The 22,480-nt window shown below is 52.0% G+C and carries 23 protein-coding genes; 10 read left to right on the plus strand and 13 right to left on the minus strand.

What is annotated here, in order from left to right:
• Positions 1 to 2: 2 nt before the first annotated feature.
• Positions 3 to 1,535 (minus strand): 2,3-bisphosphoglycerate-independent phosphoglycerate mutase, encoded by a 1,533-nt coding sequence (gpmI, locus tag CRP01_RS35685; RefSeq protein ID WP_099154928.1) that lies wholly within the window; start codon positions 1,533 to 1,535, stop codon positions 3 to 5.
• 375 nt (positions 1,536 to 1,910) lie between these two features.
• Here gpmI and CRP01_RS35690 point away from each other — a divergent pair, with 375 nt between their 5' ends.
• Together CRP01_RS35690 and CRP01_RS35695 are read left to right on the plus strand one after the other, a co-directional pair.
• On the plus strand, positions 1,911 to 2,345 hold the full coding sequence (locus CRP01_RS35690) for a CBS domain-containing protein (RefSeq protein ID WP_099154882.1): 435 nt from the start codon (positions 1,911 to 1,913) through the stop codon (positions 2,343 to 2,345).
• Between the two features lie 129 nt (positions 2,346 to 2,474).
• Entirely contained in the window at positions 2,475 to 3,365 is an 891-nt protein-coding gene (locus CRP01_RS35695; RefSeq protein WP_099154883.1) for a universal stress protein, read from the plus strand.
• A gap of 38 nt (positions 3,366 to 3,403) precedes the next feature.
• On the opposite strand, the gene cls is transcribed toward CRP01_RS35695, so the two are convergent.
• From cls to CRP01_RS35710, 3 genes are read right to left on the minus strand one after another with little or no spacing between them, the layout of a single operon-like run.
• The gene (gene cls / locus CRP01_RS35700; protein WP_099154884.1) at positions 3,404 to 4,846 is read right to left on the minus strand and encodes a cardiolipin synthase; all 1,443 of its coding nucleotides are present in this window, start codon (positions 4,844 to 4,846) and stop codon (positions 3,404 to 3,406) included.
• Positions 4,847 to 4,849: 3 nt separating this feature from the next.
• On the minus strand, positions 4,850 to 5,737 hold the full coding sequence (locus CRP01_RS35705) for a universal stress protein (protein ID WP_099154885.1): 888 nt from the start codon (positions 5,735 to 5,737) through the stop codon (positions 4,850 to 4,852).
• 14 nt (positions 5,738 to 5,751) lie between these two features.
• Positions 5,752 to 6,126 carry a hypothetical protein gene (locus CRP01_RS35710; protein WP_099154886.1) on the minus strand — a complete coding sequence of 125 codons (375 nt, stop codon included), beginning with the start codon at positions 6,124 to 6,126 and terminating at the stop codon, positions 5,752 to 5,754.
• 175 nt (positions 6,127 to 6,301) lie between these two features.
• Here CRP01_RS35710 and CRP01_RS35715 point away from each other — a divergent pair, with 175 nt between their 5' ends.
• Positions 6,302 to 6,754, plus strand: coding sequence for an Hsp20/alpha crystallin family protein (locus tag CRP01_RS35715; RefSeq protein ID WP_099154887.1), 453 nt, complete (start codon positions 6,302 to 6,304; stop codon positions 6,752 to 6,754).
• 72 nt (positions 6,755 to 6,826) lie between these two features.
• Here CRP01_RS35715 and CRP01_RS35720 read toward each other — a convergent pair whose 3' ends face one another.
• Together CRP01_RS35720 and CRP01_RS35725 are read right to left on the minus strand one after the other, a co-directional pair.
• Positions 6,827 to 7,834, minus strand: coding sequence for a phosphotransferase (locus tag CRP01_RS35720; RefSeq protein WP_099154888.1), 1,008 nt, complete (start codon positions 7,832 to 7,834; stop codon positions 6,827 to 6,829).
• Positions 7,831 to 8,331 (minus strand): AAA family ATPase, encoded by a 501-nt coding sequence (locus CRP01_RS35725; protein WP_170110685.1) that lies wholly within the window; start codon positions 8,329 to 8,331, stop codon positions 7,831 to 7,833. The genes CRP01_RS35720 and CRP01_RS35725 overlap by 4 nt, the downstream gene beginning before the upstream one ends.
• Positions 8,332 to 8,544: 213 nt before the next feature.
• On the opposite strand from CRP01_RS35725, the gene CRP01_RS35730 reads away from it, so the two are divergent.
• Positions 8,545 to 8,982: a CBS domain-containing protein gene (locus CRP01_RS35730; RefSeq protein WP_170110686.1), complete on the plus strand. Its 438-nt coding sequence runs from the start codon at positions 8,545 to 8,547 to the stop codon at positions 8,980 to 8,982.
• A gap of 243 nt (positions 8,983 to 9,225) precedes the next feature.
• Here the strand turns inward: CRP01_RS35730 and CRP01_RS35735 are convergent, their stop codons facing one another.
• Both CRP01_RS35735 and CRP01_RS35740 read right to left on the minus strand, forming a co-directional pair.
• A complete protein-coding gene (locus tag CRP01_RS35735) occupies positions 9,226 to 9,594 on the minus strand; it encodes a GerW family sporulation protein (RefSeq protein WP_099154891.1) in 369 nt (122 codons plus the stop codon).
• A 77-nt stretch (positions 9,595 to 9,671) separates the two neighbouring features.
• Positions 9,672 to 10,193 (minus strand): hypothetical protein, encoded by a 522-nt coding sequence (locus CRP01_RS35740; RefSeq protein ID WP_099154892.1) that lies wholly within the window; start codon positions 10,191 to 10,193, stop codon positions 9,672 to 9,674.
• A 345-nt stretch (positions 10,194 to 10,538) separates the two neighbouring features.
• Between CRP01_RS35740 and CRP01_RS35750 the strand changes: the two genes are divergently transcribed.
• The 4 genes from CRP01_RS35750 (at position 10,539) to CRP01_RS35760 (ending at position 14,677) form a co-directional block, all read left to right on the plus strand.
• Positions 10,539 to 10,976, plus strand: coding sequence for an Hsp20/alpha crystallin family protein (locus tag CRP01_RS35750; protein WP_099154894.1), 438 nt, complete (start codon positions 10,539 to 10,541; stop codon positions 10,974 to 10,976).
• Between the two features lie 225 nt (positions 10,977 to 11,201).
• Positions 11,202 to 11,366, plus strand: coding sequence for a hypothetical protein (locus CRP01_RS42580; RefSeq protein WP_170110687.1), 165 nt, complete (start codon positions 11,202 to 11,204; stop codon positions 11,364 to 11,366).
• A 116-nt stretch (positions 11,367 to 11,482) separates the two neighbouring features.
• Positions 11,483 to 12,508, plus strand: a complete 1,026-nt coding sequence (locus CRP01_RS35755; protein WP_099154895.1) for a nucleoid-associated protein — start codon at positions 11,483 to 11,485, stop codon at positions 12,506 to 12,508.
• 90 nt (positions 12,509 to 12,598) lie between these two features.
• A complete protein-coding gene (locus CRP01_RS35760) occupies positions 12,599 to 14,677 on the plus strand; it encodes an ArnT family glycosyltransferase (protein ID WP_099154896.1) in 2,079 nt (692 codons plus the stop codon).
• 9 nt (positions 14,678 to 14,686) lie between these two features.
• On the opposite strand, the gene CRP01_RS35765 is transcribed toward CRP01_RS35760, so the two are convergent.
• Entirely contained in the window at positions 14,687 to 15,688 is a 1,002-nt protein-coding gene (locus CRP01_RS35765; RefSeq protein WP_099154897.1) for an amidohydrolase family protein, read from the minus strand.
• 90 nt (positions 15,689 to 15,778) lie between these two features.
• Positions 15,779 to 16,303 (minus strand): DUF6265 family protein, encoded by a 525-nt coding sequence (locus CRP01_RS35770; RefSeq protein WP_099154898.1) that lies wholly within the window; start codon positions 16,301 to 16,303, stop codon positions 15,779 to 15,781.
• A 141-nt stretch (positions 16,304 to 16,444) separates the two neighbouring features.
• Between CRP01_RS35770 and CRP01_RS35775 the strand changes: the two genes are divergently transcribed.
• Entirely contained in the window at positions 16,445 to 17,272 is an 828-nt protein-coding gene (locus tag CRP01_RS35775) for a segregation and condensation protein A (RefSeq protein ID WP_099154899.1), read from the plus strand.
• A gap of 236 nt (positions 17,273 to 17,508) precedes the next feature.
• Here the strand turns inward: CRP01_RS35775 and CRP01_RS35780 are convergent, their stop codons facing one another.
• Positions 17,509 to 18,531, minus strand: coding sequence for a tetratricopeptide repeat protein (locus CRP01_RS35780; RefSeq protein WP_099154900.1), 1,023 nt, complete (start codon positions 18,529 to 18,531; stop codon positions 17,509 to 17,511).
• 202 nt (positions 18,532 to 18,733) lie between these two features.
• On the opposite strand from CRP01_RS35780, the gene CRP01_RS35785 reads away from it, so the two are divergent.
• The gene (locus tag CRP01_RS35785) at positions 18,734 to 19,873 is read left to right on the plus strand and encodes a serine hydrolase domain-containing protein (protein ID WP_170110688.1); all 1,140 of its coding nucleotides are present in this window, start codon (positions 18,734 to 18,736) and stop codon (positions 19,871 to 19,873) included.
• Positions 19,874 to 19,879: 6 nt separating this feature from the next.
• On the opposite strand, the gene CRP01_RS35790 is transcribed toward CRP01_RS35785, so the two are convergent.
• Both CRP01_RS35790 and CRP01_RS35795 read right to left on the minus strand, forming a co-directional pair.
• On the minus strand, positions 19,880 to 20,488 hold the full coding sequence (locus CRP01_RS35790; RefSeq protein WP_099154901.1) for a ribonuclease HII: 609 nt from the start codon (positions 20,486 to 20,488) through the stop codon (positions 19,880 to 19,882).
• A 69-nt stretch (positions 20,489 to 20,557) separates the two neighbouring features.
• Complete coding sequence (locus CRP01_RS35795) at positions 20,558 to 22,144, minus strand: peptide chain release factor 3 (protein WP_099154902.1); 1,587 nt, start codon at positions 22,142 to 22,144, stop codon at positions 20,558 to 20,560.
• Between the last annotated feature and the right edge of the window lie 336 nt (positions 22,145 to 22,480).

Raw genomic sequence — 22,480 nt, forward strand, 5'->3', positions numbered from 1 at the left:
ATCTATCGGTTAAGCAGTATTTGTCCGTCCATTTCCGGCGGGATGGGAATACCCATCAGAGTAAGAATGGTAGGAGCGATATCACCCAGTTTACCATTCTTCAGGTCCAGATTACGCTGATCTTTGCTCAGATAGAATACCGGCACCGGATTTGTGGTATGAGCCGTATTCGGTGATCCGTCTTCGTTGATCATATAATCGGAATTGCCGTGGTCTGCGATCACGATGGCCACATAATCGTGGGCCAGTGCTACGTCCATCAGTTCCCGCAGACAATCGTCTACCGTTTCCGCGGCAACTTTAGCGGCTTCAAAATCCCCGGTATGCCCCACCATATCGGTATTGGCGTAGTTCAGGCAAATGAAGTCCGGCTGGTGCTCGCGAATATCGGCAGTAATGGCCGCGGTGATCTGAAGGGCACTCATCTCCGGTTGCAGGTCATACGTTGCCACTTTCGGTGAAGGGATCAGGATCCTCCTTTCGTGCGGGAATTCATTTTCCCGGCCACCGGAAAAGAAAAAGGTCACGTGCGGATATTTTTCCGTCTCCGCGATCCGTACCTGGGATCTTTCGGCCTTTGCCAGTACTTCTCCCAGCGTATTCTTCAGATTATCTTTGGTGAATAACACCTGCACTCCCCGAAAAGATTCATCGTAACGCGTCATGGTTACATAATCCACGTTGAGTTTGTGCATTCCGTGTTCCGGCTTGTCACTCTGCGTGAGCACTTCGGAAATTTCCCGCGGGCGATCCGTCCGGAAATTAAAACAGATTAACAAATCTCCGTCCGCTAAGGTTGCGATCGGCGACTCCTGGTCGTCTACACAAACAATAGGCTTGATGAATTCATCGGTTTCGCCCGCATCGTATTTCGATTTTACCACCGCAACGGCGTCCTGCGTAGCTTCGCCTTCCCCTTTCACCATCAGGTCGTAGGCCAGTTTGATCCGCTCCCAGCGATTGTCGCGATCCATCGCGTAGTAGCGGCCGATCACGGACGCCAGTTGCACCGGCTGCCCGGTGATGTGCCCCTGAAGCTCCTCCAGAAAACCGGCACCGCTTTTGGGATCACAGTCCCGTCCGTCCAGGAAAGCGTGGATAAAGACGTTTTCCAGGCCCTGATTGGTGGCTACATCACAAAGCGCCTTGAGGTGATTGATGTGGGAGTGTACTCCGCCATCGGAGAGCAGGCCCATGAAATGAACATTGCTGCCTTTTTCCTTAGCTGCTTGCAGGGCATTAACGAGCGTTTCGTTCTTTTGGAACTCACCGTCACGGATCGCTTTATTGATCCGGGCCAGCTCCTGGTACACGATACGTCCGGCACCGATATTCAGGTGACCGACTTCGGAATTACCCATCTGGCCTTCCGGCAAACCTACTTCCTCACCGAAAGTGATCAGCTCGGCGTGGGGATAAGCATTAAACAGACTGTCAACATAAGGCGTATTACCCTGCGCAATTGCGCTGCGGGCGGGATCGGGGCCCAGGCCCCATCCATCCAGTATAACGAGAATTACTTTTTGTTTTTCCATGCGGGCAAAAATAAGGAAGTTGGCAGGATATACTAAGGCAAACGACTTAAAAGATGTTATTACCGGCCCCGGAGCAGGATCCGGTCCGAAATTTAATGTTCCCTTTACCTGCAGGCGCTTTTCCGGGCAGGCGGAGGCTGCTTTTCGGACCACTTCGGCGGCCCGGTCGGCCTTCCGAATGCCCGGCCCCGCCACCTTCCGGGACACTTCCCGGTCAATCTCACCGCTCAGCATGACCAATATCATTCTTTCCTTGCCGATAGAATTGGAATTTAGTAACCGATAAACGTGGCTATCCGGGTACTCGGTAATAGAGTCCGGACGGCCGCTGCTTATCGTTTTTGTCATCCATTTCTTCACTTAAAACACACCGCCATGATCAAGTACCTGGAAATAAGAGATCTCATGACCTATCCGGTCGTTACCGTTCATCCCAGCGATAAAATGGAAAAGGCCGCGGTAATTTTCGATAATGAGCCCTTCCATCACATCCCGGTAGTCGATGATGAGCGAAAGGTAGTGGGTATGATCAGCCGGCACGACTACAATAAGATCCTCAATGCTTTTACCGTATTCAATACGGAAAACAGCCGGCGATCCAACGAAACGATCCTGAAAGCCCTGCTGACCCGGGATGTAATGACCAAGCAACTGGCCACCATTAACGCGAACGATCCGATTGAAAAAGCAGTCGGCATGTTCCAGGAAAACCGCTTCCACGCTTTACCCGTGGTCAATGACGATAAACAACTGGAAGGCATAATCACTACCTATGACCTGCTGAATTATGCTTTCAATGAGAGATTGTGAGTGGGGAGATTTGGACTTTGAGGCGTTTGGATATTGAAAGAAATGCGTGAGCACTTCCCCTATCCTACCATCCAAACGTCCCAGGATCCAAACCTGCTATCCTCCTAACCTACTGCAAAACCATCCGCCATGAAAGCTACACGGAAAATATTAGTGGCGCTGGATGCGGGCCAATTCGAAGAAAGCCTGCAGAAACACACGGCGCTGTTTGCCAACAAATTAGGTGCCCGGCAAATACTGGGTGTCCACATTGTACCGGTATTGAAAATTGCCGATTCGGTCACGGTCGATGCCCGGCATCCACTGTCACCGGCCGCTCCGGCAGTAGAAATGATCCGGGAAAGAGTGGCCGCTCAGACCGATGTACTGAAAAAGTGTTGCCAACACGCGGAAGTGGGCATCGCTATCCGGGAAGGCCAGCCCTATCAATCGCTGGTCCGGCTGGCGGATGAAATGGATGCGGACCTGCTGATCATGAGTCGGAAGAAAGCCTCCAGCGGCAGCGGCATCACCTCCCGGAAAATTGCCCGGAAAGTCAGTAGTGATCTGCTGTTCGTACCCGAACGGATCTCGACTACGATCGAAAATATTCTGGTGGCGGTCGACTTTTCCGAAAATTCCGCCCGCGCGGTAGAAAAAGCGCTTTACCTGGCGGATCAGCTGCACCTGCAGCAGGCAATCAACGTACTCAACATCGTCGATATACCGCCTCTGAACCGGATCGGAGATCTGGATGTCTACCATCTGGCCGGAAAATCGGTGCTGGAAATCTCCCAGGAGCGCTACGAGCACTTTCTGGAAAAGTACGATATCGATCGCTCCCGCTTAAACCCCATCTTTGTAGAAAGCTGGGACGAAGACCTGGGACTTACTATTCGCTCCACCGCGCACGAACTCGGGGCGGACCTGGTCGTACTCGGCGCCCACGGGCACAGTGCCCTTCAGCGTTTCTTCCTGGGCAGCGTTACCGAAAACCTGGTTGAGCTGGATAAGCAGCACCTGATCTGGATCATTCGCTGATCGCTTCCGAAAAATAGTAATGGACCGCCTGATTGGAGTCACAGCAGTGGCTCCAGCAGGCGTACGATGGACTCCCGGATCTTATCCCGCCGGGGGCGTTTTTGAAATGCTTCCGGATCCAGTTGTTTGCAATTCACCAGATCTGCTTCCAGTTGTTGTTTGAGTTCCCGGGAAATGACGGGATCATACAGCAGCGCATTCACTTCGAAATTGTGTTCAAAACTCCGCTCGTCCACATTAGCGGTGCCGATGGAGGCCACGTCATCCGCAATGATGATCTTGCTGTGCAGAAATCCATTGTAGTAAAAGAAAACTTCCACGCCGGCCTCCATCAACTCTTCCAGATAAGCCCGCACACTCCATTTGAGGATAATGGAATCCGAATTGTAGGGTAAAATGAGGCGCACGTGCACTCCACTCAGCGCTGCAGTCTTCATCGCAAACAGGATATTCTCTCCCGGAATAAAGTAGGGTGTTGCCATGATCACGTAACGATGGGCACCGGTGATCATCGCAAAGTATTGCTGTTTAATATTCGCAAAGGTATTATTCGGGCCGCCGGCGATGATCTGCGCGTAGGTATTGCCCTGGGCCTGCAACCGGGGGAAGAGGTCGCCCTGCTCGATCAGATATTTTCCGCTGACAAAATACCAGTCGGTCAGGAAAACGAACTGTAGTCCGCTCACGGCGGGTCCTTCCAGGCGCAGGTGGGTATCCCGCCAATGCCCCAGCTCGGGGTCCCCGTGGATATATTTATCGGAGATATTGATCCCTCCGGTAAAACCGATCCGGCCGTCGACCACTACGATCTTGCGGTGATTGCGGTAGTTGATCTTATTGAAAAACCGCCAGATGCTCAGCGGCACGAAAGGATGGATATCTATACCGCTGGCACGGATCTTTTTCAGAAAGGTCCGACTCAGGAACCAGCTCCCAAAGCCGTCGAAGATCACGCGTACCACCACACCTTCTTTTTTCTTCTGGGCCAGCAGCGCAAACAGCTGATCGGCCATTTCCCCTTCCTCAATGATGTAGTACAGGATGCTAATCGACTGCTCAGCCTGCCGGATCGCTTCCATAATGGACTGGAAGGTCACGGTTCCGTCCTGCAGCACCTCGACCTTATTACCGGCAGTGAGCAGGGAATAACCGTTCTGGGCGAGCAGCGCGATCAGTCGGTTGTTGGCACGGAGGATAGGATCGCGGGCGATATCGGACCGGTCGTAATTTTCGTGCTGACTTTGTACATAACGGTGGAAGGCTTCGACCTCGGGCGAGTGTTTGATCTGGAACAGTCGACGCTTGCGGACGCGTTTGCCGAATAAAAAATAACTGCCGATCCCGATCACCGGAGCGACAATGATAAAAAGGGTCCAGGCCAGGGAACGGGCCGGACTGCCCCTTTCCAGCAAAACCGTGAGTATTACCCGGGCGAGTACAACGGCATAAAGCACAAAACCAAGGATCCGGAGTATCTCCATATATTAGCGTACGACCAGAATAGGAATTCCTTCGCAATAATCCACGAAGTCTTCGGTCACACTACCGTACAAAAAATGGTGCATAGCGGAATGTCCCTGCGCGCCGATAATGACCAGGTCCGGTTGTTCTTCTTCCGTGTATTCCCACAAGTGGCGGAAAACATTCCCGTAGTGGTCATCCAGAAAAACAATGGGCACTTCTGCTTCCGAAACCGATAATTGCTCCAGGATCTTATCGTAGGCCTTGCGGGCCGCCAGGAGCGCCTCGGCCCGATAACTGGCTACCTGGCTCAGGCCGTAGTAATGATCGGCGGTTAATGTACGGATCAGGTGAACCACCTGGATCCCGGCCTCCGGATAGTGTTTTCTCACCAGTAGCGCCTGCTCCAGTGCACGTACGGAGTTCTCCGAAAAATCCATTGGTACTAAGATACGGTTTATTGTGGAAGGCGGGTTTTCGGGGATCAAAAATAAGTTGCAGCCGACCTGCCGGGCGGCCCGGCGGGCCGTGATCCCACTGCCGGTGCTTTTTCTTTTTTTACCGAAGATGAGCAGGTTCGCATCCTTTACTTCGGCCCAGTGGGCCAGTTTCCGGTACGGTTTTCCCTCGATCACCTCAATCGCCGTTTCCAGAGACTTTCGGTGCCGGATATGCCGATCAATGGACTGTTGCAGCTTTTTTTCTACGGCCTCATCCACCGGCACATCGGTGGTGAACTTATTATGAAAGACCAGATCCGGATCTTGGGGTGCCCCGAAGTCCGGAATGATGTGGATAAAGTACAGTTTATTCAGTTCAAAAATATCCCGCGCCAGATCGGTCATTTTCAGGATACTCTGGTCTACTTCACTCATATCGAGGGCAACAACAGCTCTTTTTATCGGCTTCATGCTTGGGTTGGATTTTATGCCTGATCGTTAACAATAGCGGCGGAGTGGCCGCCTTTCCGGTTTTGTTTTTCCAGCGTCCAGTGATCGGAGGCGCTGGTCTGCATCCAGAGATGTCCGGACTGACGGAACACCTGTACGTTCAGACCGTAATCGTCAAAAAACAGTTTTTCCAGTTGCCGCACTTCCAGTTCGCCGTCAATCTGCAGATCACCTTCCCGGTGTTTGGACCGCACCTCACCGATGGTGAGCTGAGGGTCCAGCTTTTCTTCCGCCCGGGAGCCTTCGCCGGCCTGGTGCTGCCCCGCATAGAATTCGATCTTCAGGAATGGAAAATCCTCCTGAAATTCTTCCTGTACCTGGATCAGCCTTTTGTTATCCGTGATTTTCATGGCTTTTCTTTCAAAAGTAGCCGCCCTGCCGGGAGAATGTCATGATTTTACTTAACGGTATCCATGATCCTTATCACCTTTCGGCAATTGATAGGGATCATTCCCGGGAATGACCCAACTGATCACGTTTTAGCCGGATTGGGCGTACATTGAGTAAGTACCAAAATTTACAGCCATGTGGAGAGCCAACATCAAAAACCGAACCTTCGATCGAATGGGAGAAGAATGGGCTCCCGTCATCGACCCCAACCACTTCCTGGGTAGAAGTGCATTTGACATCCCTTATCCGGCAGATAAAAAAGTACCCGATGCCACCCTCCTGCGTAAGGATGATCTGCTGATCCTGGAAATCGCCTTACCTGACTACCGGAAGGAAAATCTGGAAGTTGAAGTACATAATGACCTCTTGTTCATTAAAGGTAAAAAAGAAGGCGTGATGGCTACCGTCACTTCCGAATACGTAGCTCAGGAAATGCAACGCGACAATTTCGAGCGGATCTTCAAGCTCGCCCCGTCTATCGCCCACGAAGGCGTGAAGGCCGAATTCCGGGATGGTCTGTTACGGATCAAATTTTACGACGTACCCGCAGAAGAGGAACGTACCCACCGGAAAGTAGCCATTCTTTAAACCCGGTATAACCCCTTATTGATACCTGCCTCACCACCGATGCCAACGGCCATCCGGAGTGGGGCAGGAAAATTATTCGTTCAAATAGCTCCCAAACAGATCCAGAAAAGTTCTCACCATCACCAGCTGCCGGTCCAGCTCCGGACCCTCCGACAGCTGCATCGCCTTAAATACATTGATCTTCAGGCGGACATTCGCCCGGTATAGTTTGTAGTACTCGAATAACTTTTCATCCGGCCCGTTATTGACACAGATGTAGCGCTGGTTGTAAGCCTCAAGCAGGCCGTCACTCAGGTCCGTTTGTCCTTTTGCATCCAGGTCCATACACAGGAAGGCCAGCTCGTTGAGGACATCCAGTTTTCGCAGGTGGTCGTTGAATTCTATGCAGTCAAAAATTACCGGTTTTTCGAGCAGAAAGATGTTTTTGGCGTGCAGGTCCCCGTGACCGTCAACGGTAAATCCCTCCAGGTGCCTTTCGTAGATACGGTCCTGCAAACTCTTCAGCACCTGTTTCGAATGCTCCTCTCCCTTGTGCAGCAGCAAAGCCGCATCCGCGCCCCAGTGCTTTTCAATAAACGGGGCCACCCGCAGGAAATCGGCAAAATCCTGGTGCATACTGTGAATGTTGGGGTGGGCCGTCACCACTTCGGTGGACATGTGAAAATCCGTCAGTTGCTCTGCCAGTTGTTCCATGTGCGCCATGGTGACCAGGTCATTTTCCAGCATCAGATCCATCTGCCGGTCCGAGTCCAGTCGTTTCATCTTTACCGCATAGTCGATCACCGTACCTTCCTCGCCGCCCAGACTGAGTACGCCGGTATAATCTTCCCGCAGGATCGGTACAACATCTAGATAGACCCCATCGGTCAGCCGGCGGTTCAGGAAGAGTTCCCGGTCGCAATAAAACTTGCGTTTTTCCAGCGTAGAAAAATTGAGGAAAGTATAATCAACCGGCTTTTTAATCTTATAGACATTTTTGTCCGTGAGGAGCACCCAGGAGATGTGGGTCTCTACCAGTTGGGCCTCCGGCAGCAAGCGGGGATTGCCCTGGATCAGGGCCTGTACATCAGCATGTTTCATAAGTTCCCTTCTTTGAGATAGCCCTCCGCCCGTTTCAGCATTTCCTCGAGGTTCAGGTCGTCCGAATACAGTTCCAAATGCGGTACTTCCAGGGGTTCGTAAGCTTTCTTTATTTTTTCGTAGACCGAAAAATCGGCTTCACTGTATGCCCGCTTTCGGTTTACCCGGCGGCGGATGAGCGTTTCATCGCTTTTTAATTCAATCCATTTCAGTATGTCGGCCCGGCTTCGGATCAACTCCAGATACGGCCGGCGATATGCTGCCTGGTGAAAGGTAGCATCCACGATCACGGTTGCTCCATCTTCCAGCAGGCGGGAGGTGCGGTGGAACATTTCGCGGTAGATGTCTGCTTTGGTTTCGGCGTCGTACCGGCCCCGCCTGTTCAATTCATCGCGAACCATATCACTATTCAGATGATGCACCGACAATCGTTTGGCCAGTGCCCGGGCCAGCGTGGTTTTGCCCGTCCCCGGTAGTCCACTGATGATGATCAACATAGTAATTCTATTTTCCGGAAAGTGTTCAAGCGTTCTCTGATAAGATCCATCTTTCTTAACAAATATACACCGGTAAATATCATACCCTTCGATGACTTTTCCAGCCAAATCCGTTTGGACCTGATGAATGATACCCTCCGGGCTGATATTCGTCATTACAACTCCTGGGCGCAGAGCCTACCTTCGTAACAACGAAAACCAAAAATGACTGTTATGGATATCAAGGCTCCCGTTTCTACCATTATGACCACAGATCTGGTAACCGTTGCACCAGAAGACAAACTGGCGGAAGTAAAAAATGCTTTCGACAATTTCCGGATCCACCACCTGCTGGTAGTGGATAGCGAAGAAAATCTGGTAGGCATCATCAGTAAAACCGATCTCTTACATTTTCTCGATTTTATTGATAAAGATAGCAACGAGCCCTATCTGACCGAATTGCGGCTGAAAAATTACCGGGCGGAAGAGATCATGGTCCGCGAGCCCTTCACGGTCAGTGAAAGCGATACCATTAAAGCCGTTTTGGAAGTGTTTAAAGAAAATCTCTTCCACGCTTTACCCATTACCAGGGCCGGTAAGCTGACGGGGATCGTCACTACGCACGACGTGATCAAAGCGTTGCTGGAAAAACACGCTTTGCTGACCAGTTGAGATTGATACCGGTTCCGAAGTAAATGCTCCGGCAGCCGGATAGAAAATACAGACAAGGTTTTTTAGTCAAGATGATCAGTTTGTAATAGTTTTTGAGCTAGTCATGATTGCAAAACATGAGTTGTATCCCGGGCACAGGTTTAGGATTAAGTGCCCGGGATAACTCATGTTTTTTTTTGGAAGGAGCACAGGTCAGGGCCGGCTGAACGCCACTCCACATCCTTTGCTCCTAATCCCGTCTGCTTAGGCAACAGCTTCTTCCTTTGGCTGTTTTTCCAGGTACTTTTCGATCAGGTCGGGTACTTTTTCAAAGGCAGCCGCCAGGCCCTTATTCGTCCGGGTACTCACAAAAGAGATGGAATCGCCCTGGCTGACCAGGAACCCGATGGGTTCGATGCCGATACCGGCGCCCAATCCGCCACCTTCGCCGTGGCCCTGTTGGGGAGCATCACCTTCACCACCTCCGGTACCGAATCCCATTCCGACCCGGATAACGGGGATACATTGGAATTCACCCAGTTGGAAAGCTTCACCGATCACCGTGCTGGTTTTCGCTTCGGATCTCATGAATTGGGTGATCTGGTCGATCATTTCTTTAAATTGGATTTCCATAGTAGGGGTATTTGATGAAACAATTCGGATGGCGGCTAATGCCGCAACCGCTTATTTTTCCGGATACCGGCTTTTTTTCAGAATGCGGTACGCAGCAGTGCGTAAACCAGCCGGTATAGTCGATTTTCTACGATCAGCAGCAGATCATTCCGTCCCTGGAAATTGATCCGCCAGTCCCGTTGACCGGCCGGATTGGTCACCCGGAAAAGTGGGAACAAATACGCGTTCCACACGTAATCACCGGTATCCAGCTCCCAGTGAAACCGGATCAGGTGAAAGGAGCGCCACAGGCGATAGACCAATTGCCGGGGGTGACGGGGTTTCCAGCTTTTTTTCCGGGCCTTTCCCTTTTTGGATTGATCTGCTTTTTTCCCGGACGTCCACCACTCCGCGACGGACCAGGAGCGGGTGAAGAACGGCGCTTCCAGGCGAAAGGCCCATCTACCCGCTTCGGGAGCCAGCCGGGCCCGGAGCAGCCCCCACCAGTGCAATTGCAGTACCCGGCGGGCATCGTTCCATTCAATGTGCAGATAGATCGGGGAAATAAGTATCCAGAGCAGAAAGGCAAAGAAAAGGCCGAAGAGGATGATCCATAACATGACGGGCCAATTTGGTTTTTGGAATTGCTCAGGAGCTGATCGGACCCGGTATCTGAAGTGGATGTTTGTTCACTTTTACCCTGATCTCAAAAACCAGATCCAAACAGCTTCTCAGCAAAAAACACTTTTAACGTGCTCTAAATTAAGGCCTTATTCTATCGAATGCTATGACCATTGCCCAATGGAGCACTGATTGCGATCATGGGACAAAGCGAAAAAAGGGTGATGAGCACCCATTGACGAAGATCAACCCTTACGTTGTGCGCCGTCATTTCGGCGGGGTGGTTTCCGGACTTATATTAGCCAGCGTAAAACCAACATTCCTTAACCAAAAAACCGAATACAATGAAAAAGGCTAATGGAACCGGTTTGGTACCTACCTTCAAATCCTGGATGGAGGATTTTTGGGGCGCCGACAATGTATTTGCCGATGATTTTTTCCGTCTGAGGAAAAACTGGATGCCGGCGGTTAACATCAAGGATGAAAAGAACTCCTTCGAAATTGACCTGGCCGCACCGGGCCTGAAAAAGGATGACTTTACGGTAAAAGTTGAGAACGGCATGTTGTGCATTTCCGCCGAAAAGGAAGAAAGCAAAGAAGAAGCCGAAGCGGATTATACCCGTAAGGAATTCAGCTATCGCTCTTTTGAACGTTCTTTCGCACTGCCGGAAAACGTCGATGCCGAACACATCTCCGCCAAGTACGCAGATGGTATCCTGAAACTCGTTTTGAAAAAATTGGTAACCAAAGCCGAAACACCTAAAAAGATCAAAGTAGGTTAAGGACATGTTTAAAATTCGTTTTTGATGGCGAAAGTGATCAGATAATGGTTCTCACGAAGGGATTTTTGAGCTTCATAGCAGCGCTACGGAGCGAAAAAATGCCAAAGTGAGGTTCATTAGATGGTCATTTGGAGTCCAAAGGATGAAATTTAAACATGTTCTAAATGGCCGGGCAAACTGACTGAGTTGTCCGCACCATAAGCTACTGTAATCCACCCGACTGAGGTGCACCGTATTTCACAACTCCAAAAGACCTTATTGACGACCGATGAGACCTTCGTTCGACGGGCTGCGGCAACGGACGAAGGCCTTGTTGTTTTTAGCACCTGCCTAGCGGTCAAAAGCATTTCCCGCCTCATCGCTTCGGGCCGCACGGACCGCAAACGGTAAGAATGACCGAAGCTGCCCGATATTTAGTTCCGGGCGCGAATAATTCGTAACTTGCGGCCGTTCTTATAGAGCATCCCCGGGATGTTTACTTCTCAAAAAAATCAATAAGTGTAAACATGGTATTGAGTCTGCAACGACTGATCATCCACGAACTGGAAAAAGAGGCCGAAGCTACCGAGGCAACAGTATTCCTGGCGGAAGAAGTGCAACCCCGCGACGAAAAAGCCCAGCAACTCGTCGACCGCCTGAACGGAGCATTTACGGGCAAAATGGATGTCCTGCAGGGCTATCTCAGTTCCCCGGAAGATGCGCTTTTCCCCGGCTATTTTCAGGAGTGGCTGGACAGCGGTCTGTCGGAAGCGGGATTTGTAGACTTCTCCAAAAATACCATGAACGCACTGCAGTTGGCGCTCCAGGGTGTTGTGGGCGCCAAAGGCGGTTATCTGGCTTACGCCGAATACCGTTATTTTGACACCCACTATCTGGGAATTTTTCTGGTGCGCAATACCGAAGGTATCGTTTTCCAGAAACCGGAAGAGGCTACCCGCTTTCTACTGGAAACGATCACTTATCTGAATATCGACAAACTGGCACTGGCCTGCCGCATCCAGATCGATGCGTTCCAGCAGGGAGAAAACCGCTGTGTAGAACTGATCAAACACGCCAAGAGCCAGAAGTCCATCTCCGATTATTTCGTAAACTGGATCGGCCTGGATCAGGCGGAAAGCAGCAAAAAACTAACCAGTGCCTTTCTGGAAGTGGTCAACCATCTTCCCCTGCCGGTAGACGAAGACAGCGGCCAGCCGATCACGGAGGGCGAGTTTCGGGAAAAGGTGATGAACTTTGCCCTGGAAAGCCCCCGTCAGACCATCGAAGTGGAGCAGTTTGACAAAACCTTCTACGGCAACCAACAGCCCACCAAAGAATACATGGAGGAGAACGAGATCGAACTGGATCAGAATTTCCGTTTCGACGAAAACACCCTGCGCAAATTCTACAATGGCCGCGTCTACGCCGACGGCATCGCCCTGAGTTTTAACCGCAGCCACCTCCAGCGCCATCAGATCGAAATTGAAGGAGACTCTATCATTATTCGTTCCGAAGCACTGGTGGAGAAGCTGATGCAGATGATGGAAGAATAGATGCGGACCGGTACCACCGGTTCGCCGACGCCCGAGTTTTCTAGCATTAGATACTGCTATAACCGATAATATCCGGGAACACAACAACCCATGCACAAGCGCGACTGGATCTGGTTCGGCCTCGCCTGGCTAACGTGTATTGTTTTGGTCAATCCGATCGGAGCATTTCCACTGAATGATGACTGGGGCTACGCCCTGGTGGTCAAACACCTGGTGGAAACCGGTGAGTACCGGCCGGGCACCTGGCCGGTAATGACGCTATTTACCCAGGTATGCTGGGGCGCCGCTTTTGCCTGGCTTTTCGGCTTTTCCTTCTCCATTTTGCGCATTTCTACCCTGGTGCTGGCGATCAGCGGCAGCTACTGGATCTTTCGGGAATGTCTGCGGTTGGGCAGCAGTCGTTACTGGGCGTGGATCGTACTGGCCGGTCTGGCGCTGAATCCACTCTACTTTCACCTGTCCTTTTCTTTTATGACGGATGTCCCCTTCACGGTAGCCATCATCGGGGCGATCCTGTTGTACCGCCGGGCACTCGAAACCGACCGGATCGGATACTGGCTGGCGGCCGGTCTGGCCACCATCGCCGCTACCCTGATCCGGCAACCGGCTCTGTTGCTCGCTCCGGCTTTTGGCCTCGCGGCTGTACTGCGACGCCCGGACTGGAGATCCCTTATCCGGACCATCCTGCTCGTCGGCCTTACCTACGGGGCGTTGCTCTGGTACGTTCATTTTGTGGGTCTGGAAGGAGAAACACCCGGCGCTCCCGGTTCCCTGCAGCCTTTGCTGCGCCGACTGCGCTTCCCACTTTTCTGGACACTCCTGACGCACCGGGGTGGCATGATCCTCTGGTACGTTTCGGTATTTTTATTTCCGCCGATCCTGCTGCGTAGCATTTCTCTGATCGCCGATTTCCGGACTACCAGAAAATGGGTGCCGTTGGGAGCCGCGCTGGTTACTATCCTTTTATTGGCCATTTTCTCCTGGCAGGAGATCCCCGTGGGAAATATTGTGGAATTTTTTGGACTGGGTCCTACGGCCATGGTCGGCCGCGACACGCGCTATATGGATGCGCCGGTCGTCTATTCCGCGATCTGGCCGCTTTTTCAGTTGGCCGGTTACGGCATCATGGCCTTATTGCTCTGGCTGGCCTACGACCGGCTACAACAGTTCTCGAACTGGCCGAAGTGGCCGGACAGAACTTTCTGGAAACTCGGGCTGGTGTTTTTCATTCTGGCCTACTCGCTTTATCTGCTGCTTGATAAATACCATTTTGATCGCTACCAGCTCGTCATCCTGCCGGCCTTGCTTTTATTGCTCACCCCCGGCCGGCCCCAAACCTATCCACGGTGGGCCAGGGTGGCCATCCTGGTCTTTCTGATCGCTATGGGCCTTTTTTCGGTAGGCGCCACCCGCGATAACCTGGCCTGGAATCGTGTACGCTGGACCGTCCTGCAATCCATGATCCAGGAAGAGGGCATTCCGGCGGATCAGATCAACGGGGGTATGGAATTCAACGGCTGGTACGCCACTGCGCCCCAGAACCCCTTTTCCTTTGATCACAAAAGCTGGTGGTTCGTAGCCGAAGATCAGTATGTGCTGAGTTTTTCCCGGGACCTGCCCTGCACGATCCGCAATCGGGCCTATCCGGTACGAAGCTGGTGGCCGGGGCCGGACACCCTTTATGTACACGAGCGCGCCCCGGTGGTGCGCCGGGATACGATCTTTTCCGACCTCGAACAGGTGGTCTCGGACAGTAATTACCTTCAGTCTAATTTTCCGGAATTCCCTCTGGCCGGGGTCGAAAACCGGGTGACCGACCGGCGCCACAGTGGCCAACATGCTTTCTTTCTGACGCCCCAAAACCCTTACGCCGGAAAGATCCGTCTGCAACCGGTACAGGCCTGCGAGGCGATCACCATTACCGCCTGGAGGCTGGGTAACGACCGATCAGCCGGGATCGTGGCTTCCGCTCCCAATCCGGATGATTTCCACACGTTTCAGAATATTTTTACGGAAAATGCCCGGGCCGACGGCTGGCACCGCCTGCGGCATGAGATCCGACTGCCGGAGGATTATCCTTCGGACCAGCTCGACATTTACCTCTGGAACCCGGTGATCGATTCGATCTGGATGGATGATGTTCGGGTGATCTGGAGACGTGTACAATAAGTCGGGAACTTATTTACTTTTCAACAGGTCAAAAATGTCCCGCTCAATGATCCCTTTCAGTACACTTTCATCCAGAGGTAGCTGTTCGCTCAATTCTTGAATATACTTTTCGCTATTACGAACCGGGTAATCGGAACCGAACAGGAATCGCTCCGCTCCGATAGCGGTGATCATTTCGGCCAGATCCGACAGGGGGCGTTCGCCCGGAATATCTTTATCGGAGACCGTGCCGGACAGTTCAAAGTAGATCCGGTGTTTGCCGCTGGTCTCATCCTCAGCAAAATAATCCCGGAAAACGGCCAGCAGATCGTGGGTATAGTCGAAGTAGGCTCCTCCCCCACCGGTATGGGCAAAAATGATGGTCAGAGGATCGGCATCTTTGAGCAAGTTGTCAATGAATTGCCGCGCGTATTCGGCTCCCGCCTGCAGGTCCCAGGCATTGTTGTGGATCAGCAGGGGAATACTACGGGCTGCAGCCAGATCAAAAATCGCTTTTAAGTGGTTGAGGTGCGTGGTATCGTCGAGCCGGATCCGGTTGCCCTGCAGGTGCAGTTTTATCCCGTGCAATTTCAGTTCTTCGTCGCATCTGACGATTTCCTGCAGACTAAAGTCCTGCAGTGGATGCACGCCATAAAAACCGATCAACCGGTCGGGGTAGCGGTGTACGATGGTGCTGAGCAGATCATTTTCCCGCTGTACGACCTGCTCGCTACCGGCCTTATCTTCCCGGTCGCGATCATCGTACGCGTAACCGGCGGAGATCAACAACATCTTGGCCCGGCTGTTTTGCTGCAGGATCCGGTCGATATCCCGGTAAGAGCTTTTGTCGGTTTCCAGGATCTGAAATCCCGAGCCCGCCATATCGTAGCCCTGCAGTTCCAGATTTTCCAGGAGGGCTTCGCTGAAGATATGGACATGGTAATCGACGATCTTCAGATCGTCGGCTGCCAGTTGCCCGTTACTGGTCTGGAACGAGACCAGATACAGAAAGATAAGCGCGAGGTATTTCATCGAGGTATAGTTTAGCTTACGCTATATCGGAATTTTGCTCCAAAAAACGAACCTTGTTAACCTTCCTAACTTTTCATTCACCCTTACCGATCATTCCCTTTCCTGGATATAGGAAAAGCCTTTGCCCGCTTCACCGAGCACTGTAACTTCAATTCGGTCGGCAGTTAAAAGCCGGTACTGGATCTTTTTCGGGAAATCGTGCTGCGCATTCTCGAAGGAAAAGCGGTCGGTCAGGGCTTCGTTCAGGCTGAAGCGGATAGTAGCGCCTTCATTCTGATCGGGAACCGTCGCTTCGTATACCAGCCGGCCATTTCGCAAGCGGATCTCCAGCCTCTCGGTAATTTGTTGCTCCGCTCCCGTTCCGCGGTAAGCGTAGCCACGGAAACCTCTTTTACCGTTTTTCTCCCATACTTCGTACTGCTCTTTACCGCTCACTTTCCAGGTGCCGGTCAGGAAATCCAGACGCTCCGTTTTGGCGGCAGAACAGGAAAGAAACAAACCCAGCCAGATCAGTAGTGAAAATTTCCAACACCACTCGGATCCGCTCCAGCCCGGCCGGGCAGTGGCGAGCACCCCATTCTTAAGGCCGGTCTGCTTCTGGTGTGGATATTTCATACTACCGATTCGTTGCCTTTCGGATCTGGACATTATACTCGATTATTTGAATCAAAAATTGCACTGCAAAAACTTGGCAGGAACTATTTTAAAGATAGCATATCTGTGCAATTATCCTGCGCCCTTCCGTATCTTTGCCCCATGGATGCCACCTATACCATTAAGTTGCCGCAGTTCGAAGGTCCTTTCGATCTGCTTCTGTTCTTTATCGAGCGCGATGAGCTGGATATCAACGATATTCCCATTGCCAAGATCACGGACGACTTTCTGGAATACATTCGCCACATGGAATCTATGGATATTGATCTGGCGAGTGAATTCATCCTGGTGGCCGCTACGCTCTGCCGCATCAAGGCCAAACTGCTGCTTCCGCGCAAACCCGTTGACGAAGACGGAAACGAGATCGACCCACGGGAAGAACTGGTACAACGCCTTCTGGAATACAAGCGCTACAAAAGTGTATTGGAGGAAATGCGGATCCTCGAAGAGAGACGGTCCCAGCAAAATGACCGGGGGAACATCACCCGGGAACTCAAACAGATCGCGACCAAGGCCCTGGTGGACGTGGAATTGGAGTCTGTCACTCTCTTTGGCCTGCTCAAAGCTTTCGAGCGGGTGATGCAACGCTTCGATGATAAAAACCCCGGCACCATCCACGAGATCGTACAGTTCAGCTATACGATCGAAGAACAACAGCAGCACATCTTTTCCCAGATCACCAGCAACACCCGGGCTTCCTTCAAACAGGTCTTCAGCGAATGCCGCAACCGCATCCACGCCATCGTTACTTTTCTGGCCATGCTGGAACTGCTGAACATGGAAAAGATCCGGATCACCGTCGGCGAAGGCGTCAATAATTTCTGGCTGGAACCTATCCCGGAAGGGATTGAAGAAGAGGTGGAGGTAGAAGAGGAAGAAGAGACCTACCAGGGACCGGCCAACGAAATTTCCTCAGACGAAGAAGAATAAGATTACCTTCCTGAAAAAAAATAATCAGCTTTCGACCGGGCGGTCAAAAGCTGATTGTGTACGACTTTAGATTGCAGGGAAGATGGGAACAAGAGAAGATGACAGCAAAACGATTTGATTTGATGACACAAAGGTCGCCAGACTCTTTTAACTGTAGATTAAGCGAATTTTAAGTTTTAGTGATCATCCAAACCGGGCCGAAGATCCGTATCTCCCCTTCCCGGTACGCTTCACCTTTACTGTGTATTCTTCGCCAGACGGGCCAGCCCCTGCTGAGCTTCCGTGTAATCGGGAGCCAGGTTGAGCGCATGCTGGTAATCGGCTTTTGCCTGGCCGGTATTCCCCAATAATTCCGCGGTAAGTCCCCGGTAGTAGTAGCCCTTAATGTAAAGCGGATAGACTTCCACTGCAATATTGAAATGTTCGTATGCCTTTTCTATGGAATCCTGTTTCAGGTAAATCACGCCGGTATTGAAATAGCCTTCCTCGTACTGCCGGTCGAGGCGGTTGATCTGTTTGTACAGGGCTTTGGCCGCTTCGAGTTCCCCCTGGTCCCGCAGGTAGTCCGCTTTAGCGTGCAGCGGAATGATGGCTCCGGGGCCGGGAGGCGCTTCATCGATGGCATTGTTAAAATAACGTTCCGCCAGCGGACTGCCGATCGAAGCGTGGAGCTGGCCCAGACTGATCCAGCCGTCTACCATTGCCGGTTCGATCTCCACCGCCGTTTGGAAGCTGTTGATGGCGCGGGTGGTATCCCCGGTCTCCTTGAGATTCATGCCCATCATAAAAAAAGCATCCGGATTGCGCGGCTCCAGTTTTAATACCTTATCCAGCGTGGAAAAAGATGCCTCGTATTGCTTCAGGATATACTGGAATTCGCTTAATTTCAACAGGGTCGGTATTCGTTCCGGGTAGAGCGCTGCGGCTCGCTCCATCGTACGCAGCGCCAGTCGGCTGCGGAAATAATCCATGTATACATCCGCCAGCATATGGTGGTAAACTACATTGGTCGAATCGATGCTCAAAGCCCGTTGCAGGTCCTGAATGGCTTCATCGTAGCCTTCTTTTTCGTAATACAGCTCTGCCCGCTTGGCGTACAAACTATGATCGTCGCCCCGCTGGGCGATCAGTGCGCTGACATCATCGATGGCCGGATCACCGCTCGCAACCGGCGCGGTAGCGGGCGCTTCGGAAGGTGCATTATTGCAGGCCACTGCGAAAAAAGTTAGCAGAACAAACAGATATCGGAAATAACTCAAGTGCAATTTATTTTTGTTGTGTGATTGAAACGTACCGGCCGGGAATTCTCGTATAATTTTTTCCCGAACCGAATAAGGGTATATCATCCTTCAGGGGTATTATCAGTGCATCAGTGGAGCCATTGAACGCCCAATGCACTATTGAGCATGTTCTGTCCCAGCACCAATTATACCATCACTGAATATTCAAGAAAGAACTACAATGAAAGCAATTCCTTCGTTTTCCGTACCGCTCCGATCTTTCATCGGCATCAGTGTGCTTTTACTCCTGACACTATCCGCCTGCCGGAAAGATCCGGATATGACCACGCCGGATCCCGATCCGGAACCGGAAGGACTCTATTTCCCGCCGCTGGACGGGAATGATTGGGCCACCCAGTCGCCCGCTTCCCTGGGCTGGAATACCGCAAAAATACCGGATTTACTTCAATTCCTGGAAGACGGCAATACCCGGGCATTTATCGTGCTGAAAGACGGAAAGATCGTGCTGGAGGAATATTTTGGTAAAGACCTGCTCGGCATCGCCGATTTTTCGGCCGGCTCCAACTGGTACTGGGCTTCGGCGGCCAAAACGCTGACGGCCTTCACCGTCGGACTGGCGCAGGAAGAAGGGCATCTGAACATCGCGGATCGTTCGGACGATTATCTCGGGGAGCAATGGGCCGACATCAGCGACGTCCAAATGAAAGCCATCACCGTTCGTCACCATCTGACCATGACCACCGGCCTGGATGACAGCGTGGACAACAAGGATTGTACGGAGCCCGAATGTCTGGTTTACCTGGCGGATGCCGGCACCCGCTGGGCCTACCATAATGCCCCCTACACGATCCTGGATCAGGTGGTAGAAGGCGCCACCCAACAGAATTTTGACGACTATTTCCACAGTCGGCTCACGAGCCGGATCGGCATGGACGGTTTCTGGACTTATGTGGACTACAATCACCTTTATTTCAGTACCGCCCGTTCCATGGCCCGTTTTGGATTGCTGAATCTGAATAAAGGGAAATGGGACGACACTCCGATCATGACCGATGCCAACTACTACGAGGAGATGGTTAACACTTCCCAGGACATCAACCCCAGTTACGGTTACCTCTGGTGGCTCAACGGAAAATCCGCTTATAAACTGCCCGGCTTTCAGATCCGGATCAACGGCAGTATCGCCCCCGATGCTCCGGCGGATATGTTTGCGGGGCTGGGGAAGAACGGCCAGTATCTGAATATCGTTCCCAGTCAGAATCTGATCGTCATCCGCATGGGAGAAAACCCGTCCAATGCACTGGTTCCGATCGTCTACCTAAATGATTTGTGGAAAATGCTGAATGAAATTATCCGGTAGCCAAAGTCAAAACAACTTCCCCTGGATGGCGTCCGGCAACAGCCGGAAAGACCGCCGGTGGTGCACGGTAGCCCCGTGCGACAGAATGGCTTTGCGGTGAGCCGCCGTTGGGTAGCCCTTATTCCGGTCCCAGGCGTACTGCGGGTGGGCATCGTGTAATTCCCGCATCAGGTCATCCCGGTAAGTTTTTGCCAGGATGGATGCGGCAGCTATGGACAAAAAACGGCCATCGCCCTTGATCATACAGTGGAAGGGCAGATCCTGATAGCGATGAAAACGATTACCGTCGATCAGCAGGCTCTCCGGCCGGACCTTTAACTGATCCAGCGCCCGGTGCATAGCCAGAAAGGAAGCATTCAGGATATTGATCTCGTCGATCTCCCGCGGGTCTACCTGTGCCACGGCCCAGCTCAGCGCACTTTCTTCCACTACGGTACGGGCCGCATAGCGTTGCTTCTCACTGAGTTGTTTGGAATCGTTCAGTAGCGGGTGTTCAAAATCTTTGGGCAGGATAACCGCCGCCGCAAAAACCGGCCCGGCCAGGCAGCCCCGACCGGCCTCGTCACAACCGGCCTCGATCATCGATTCGTCGTGAAATGGAAGTAAGGAGGCCATAATCAAGGTTTTACGGAGCCATGGATAATTCCGGACCTACCGGCCGCCCTTCGCCGTGGCTCCGTACTGCTAAAACTCGCTGGTAAAGTGGAACTGGATCTTGGGATGATTATCCTGAGCCATTTTCAAGGCCCAGGCCGATTCCGCCAGAAAAACCAGCTGACCGTGCGTATCGTGCGCGATGTCGCGTTTGCGCCGCTGCAGGAATTCTTTCAGGGCCGCATCGTCATCGCAGCTTACCCAACAGGCCTTGTGGAGATTGACCGGTTCGTAGCTACAACTGGCGCCGTATTCATTTTCCAGACGGTACTGAATGACATCGAACTGCAGCGCTCCGACCGTACCGATGATCTTGCGACCGTCGCTATCACGGGTAAACAGCTGTGCGACCCCTTCGTCCATCAACTGATCCAGACCTTTGTTCAGTTGTTTCGATTTCAGGGGATCGGCATTATTAACGTAGCGGAATTGTTCGGGAGAGAAACTGGGTATACCTTTGAAGTGCAGCTCTTCGCCTTCGGTGACCGAATCTCCGATCTTGAAATTGCCGCTGTCGTACAGACCTACCACATCACCCGGATAAGCTTCGTCCACTACCGTTTTTTTGGAGGCCATAAAGGACGTAGGGTTGGAAAATTTCATCTTCCGTCCCTGCCGTACGTGCAGGTAGTTGGTATTGCGCTGGAATATGCCGGAACAGACCCGGAGAAACGCAATACGATCCCGGTGCTTGGGATCCATATTGGCGTGGATCTTGAATACAAAGCCGGCAAACTGATCTTCTTCGGGGCGCACCATCCGTTCTTCCGTAGGCCGCGGCAGCGGCGTGGGAGCGATCTCCACGAAACAGTCCAGCATCTCTTTCACTCCGAAGTTGTTGACCGCACTCCCGAAAAATACCGGAGACAATTCGGCATTGACGTAGGCTTCCCGGTCGAAGGCCGGATAAACTTCCTCCACAATACGCACTTCTTCCCGCAGTTCTTCGGCCGCCGATTCTCCAACGTAACGATCCAGCTCCGGATCGGACAGATCCGTGAATTCGATCACCTCTTCCTCTTCTTCCTGTTTGCCGTGCGGACGGAACAGGACCAGTTTGCGCTCGTAAAGATTGTATACACCTTTGAAACGTTGGCCCATACCGATTGGCCAGCTCAACGGCCGGACATTTAGTTGGAGTTTTTCTTCGACTTCGTCCATCAGGTCGAAACCATCTTTACCTTCCCGGTCCAGTTTGTTGACGAAAACGATAATGGGCGTTTTGCGCATCCGGCAAACTTCAACCAGTCTTTCGGTTTGTTCCTCCACCCCTTTCGCTACGTCAATGACCACGATCACGGAATCCACCGCAGTGAGGGTCCGGAAGGTATCTTCGGCAAAATCCTTGTGACCAGGGGTATCCAGAATATTGATCTTAAGGCCACGGTATTTAAAAGCCATTACAGAGGTAGCGACCGAAATACCCCGTTGGCGCTCGATCTCCATAAAGTCGGAGGTAGCGTGCCGCTTGATCTTGTTGGATTTGACCGCCCCGGCCACCTGGATGGCTCCACCGAATAGCAGTAGTTTTTCGGTGAGGGTGGTTTTACCGGCATCCGGGTGACTGACGATACCAAAAGTCCGCCGTTTATTGATCTCTTTCAGAATTTTACTCATTCGCTATGCCCATTTTTGCGGCCGCAAAGCTACGCAATTTATAGGATAATTCACGAAACCGGAAAAACACGGGATTTTACTGGCACTTCATTATCAGTCAGTTGATCAGTTGTCGGCACCGATACTTCGCGACCTCTTTTTTTCATTCGGAACGCGGACTGCCCATATTGGGTGAAACCCGCGGTACCCGGGCCGCAGCAAGCATTTTTTCTTTTGTAAAAGAATAACAAACTGGCCACACCAGTCCGACGGTGATCCTGGTCATCGGATCATTCCCCGGTCGTTTTTAGCTTGCACTCCGCTCAGGGAAGTGCGCAGTTTACTCAAAATGACATA

Origin of the sequence: Flavilitoribacter nigricans DSM 23189 = NBRC 102662, from assembly GCF_002646595.1 — a bacterium.
Taxonomy (GTDB): domain Bacteria; phylum Bacteroidota; class Bacteroidia; order Chitinophagales; family Saprospiraceae; genus Flavilitoribacter; species Flavilitoribacter nigricans.

What these genes read in the sequence shown, in the direction of transcription:
- gpmI (WP_099154928.1), bottom strand. Translation starts at nt 1,535, where the DNA reads ATGGAAAAACAAAAAGTAATTCTCGTTATACTGGATGGATGGGGCCTG.
- CRP01_RS35690 (WP_099154882.1), top strand. Translation starts at nt 1,911, where the DNA reads ATGATCAAGTACCTGGAAATAAGAGATCTCATGACCTATCCGGTCGTT.
- CRP01_RS35695 (WP_099154883.1), top strand. Translation starts at nt 2,475, where the DNA reads ATGAAAGCTACACGGAAAATATTAGTGGCGCTGGATGCGGGCCAATTC.
- cls (WP_099154884.1), bottom strand. Translation starts at nt 4,846, where the DNA reads ATGGAGATACTCCGGATCCTTGGTTTTGTGCTTTATGCCGTTGTACTC.
- CRP01_RS35705 (WP_099154885.1), bottom strand. Translation starts at nt 5,737, where the DNA reads ATGAAGCCGATAAAAAGAGCTGTTGTTGCCCTCGATATGAGTGAAGTA.
- CRP01_RS35710 (WP_099154886.1), bottom strand. Translation starts at nt 6,126, where the DNA reads ATGAAAATCACGGATAACAAAAGGCTGATCCAGGTACAGGAAGAATTT.
- CRP01_RS35715 (WP_099154887.1), top strand. Translation starts at nt 6,302, where the DNA reads ATGTGGAGAGCCAACATCAAAAACCGAACCTTCGATCGAATGGGAGAA.
- CRP01_RS35720 (WP_099154888.1), bottom strand. Translation starts at nt 7,834, where the DNA reads ATGAAACATGCTGATGTACAGGCCCTGATCCAGGGCAATCCCCGCTTG.
- CRP01_RS35725 (WP_170110685.1), bottom strand. Translation starts at nt 8,331, where the DNA reads ATGTTGATCATCATCAGTGGACTACCGGGGACGGGCAAAACCACGCTG.
- CRP01_RS35730 (WP_170110686.1), top strand. Translation starts at nt 8,545, where the DNA reads ATGGATATCAAGGCTCCCGTTTCTACCATTATGACCACAGATCTGGTA.
- CRP01_RS35735 (WP_099154891.1), bottom strand. Translation starts at nt 9,594, where the DNA reads ATGGAAATCCAATTTAAAGAAATGATCGACCAGATCACCCAATTCATG.
- CRP01_RS35740 (WP_099154892.1), bottom strand. Translation starts at nt 10,193, where the DNA reads ATGTTATGGATCATCCTCTTCGGCCTTTTCTTTGCCTTTCTGCTCTGG.
- CRP01_RS35750 (WP_099154894.1), top strand. Translation starts at nt 10,539, where the DNA reads ATGAAAAAGGCTAATGGAACCGGTTTGGTACCTACCTTCAAATCCTGG.
- CRP01_RS35755 (WP_099154895.1), top strand. Translation starts at nt 11,483, where the DNA reads ATGGTATTGAGTCTGCAACGACTGATCATCCACGAACTGGAAAAAGAG.
- CRP01_RS35760 (WP_099154896.1), top strand. Translation starts at nt 12,599, where the DNA reads ATGCACAAGCGCGACTGGATCTGGTTCGGCCTCGCCTGGCTAACGTGT.
- CRP01_RS35765 (WP_099154897.1), bottom strand. Translation starts at nt 15,688, where the DNA reads ATGAAATACCTCGCGCTTATCTTTCTGTATCTGGTCTCGTTCCAGACC.
- CRP01_RS35770 (WP_099154898.1), bottom strand. Translation starts at nt 16,303, where the DNA reads ATGAAATATCCACACCAGAAGCAGACCGGCCTTAAGAATGGGGTGCTC.
- CRP01_RS35775 (WP_099154899.1), top strand. Translation starts at nt 16,445, where the DNA reads ATGGATGCCACCTATACCATTAAGTTGCCGCAGTTCGAAGGTCCTTTC.
- CRP01_RS35785 (WP_170110688.1), top strand. Translation starts at nt 18,734, where the DNA reads ATGAAAGCAATTCCTTCGTTTTCCGTACCGCTCCGATCTTTCATCGGC.
- CRP01_RS35790 (WP_099154901.1), bottom strand. Translation starts at nt 20,488, where the DNA reads ATGGCCTCCTTACTTCCATTTCACGACGAATCGATGATCGAGGCCGGT.
- CRP01_RS35795 (WP_099154902.1), bottom strand. Translation starts at nt 22,144, where the DNA reads ATGAGTAAAATTCTGAAAGAGATCAATAAACGGCGGACTTTTGGTATC.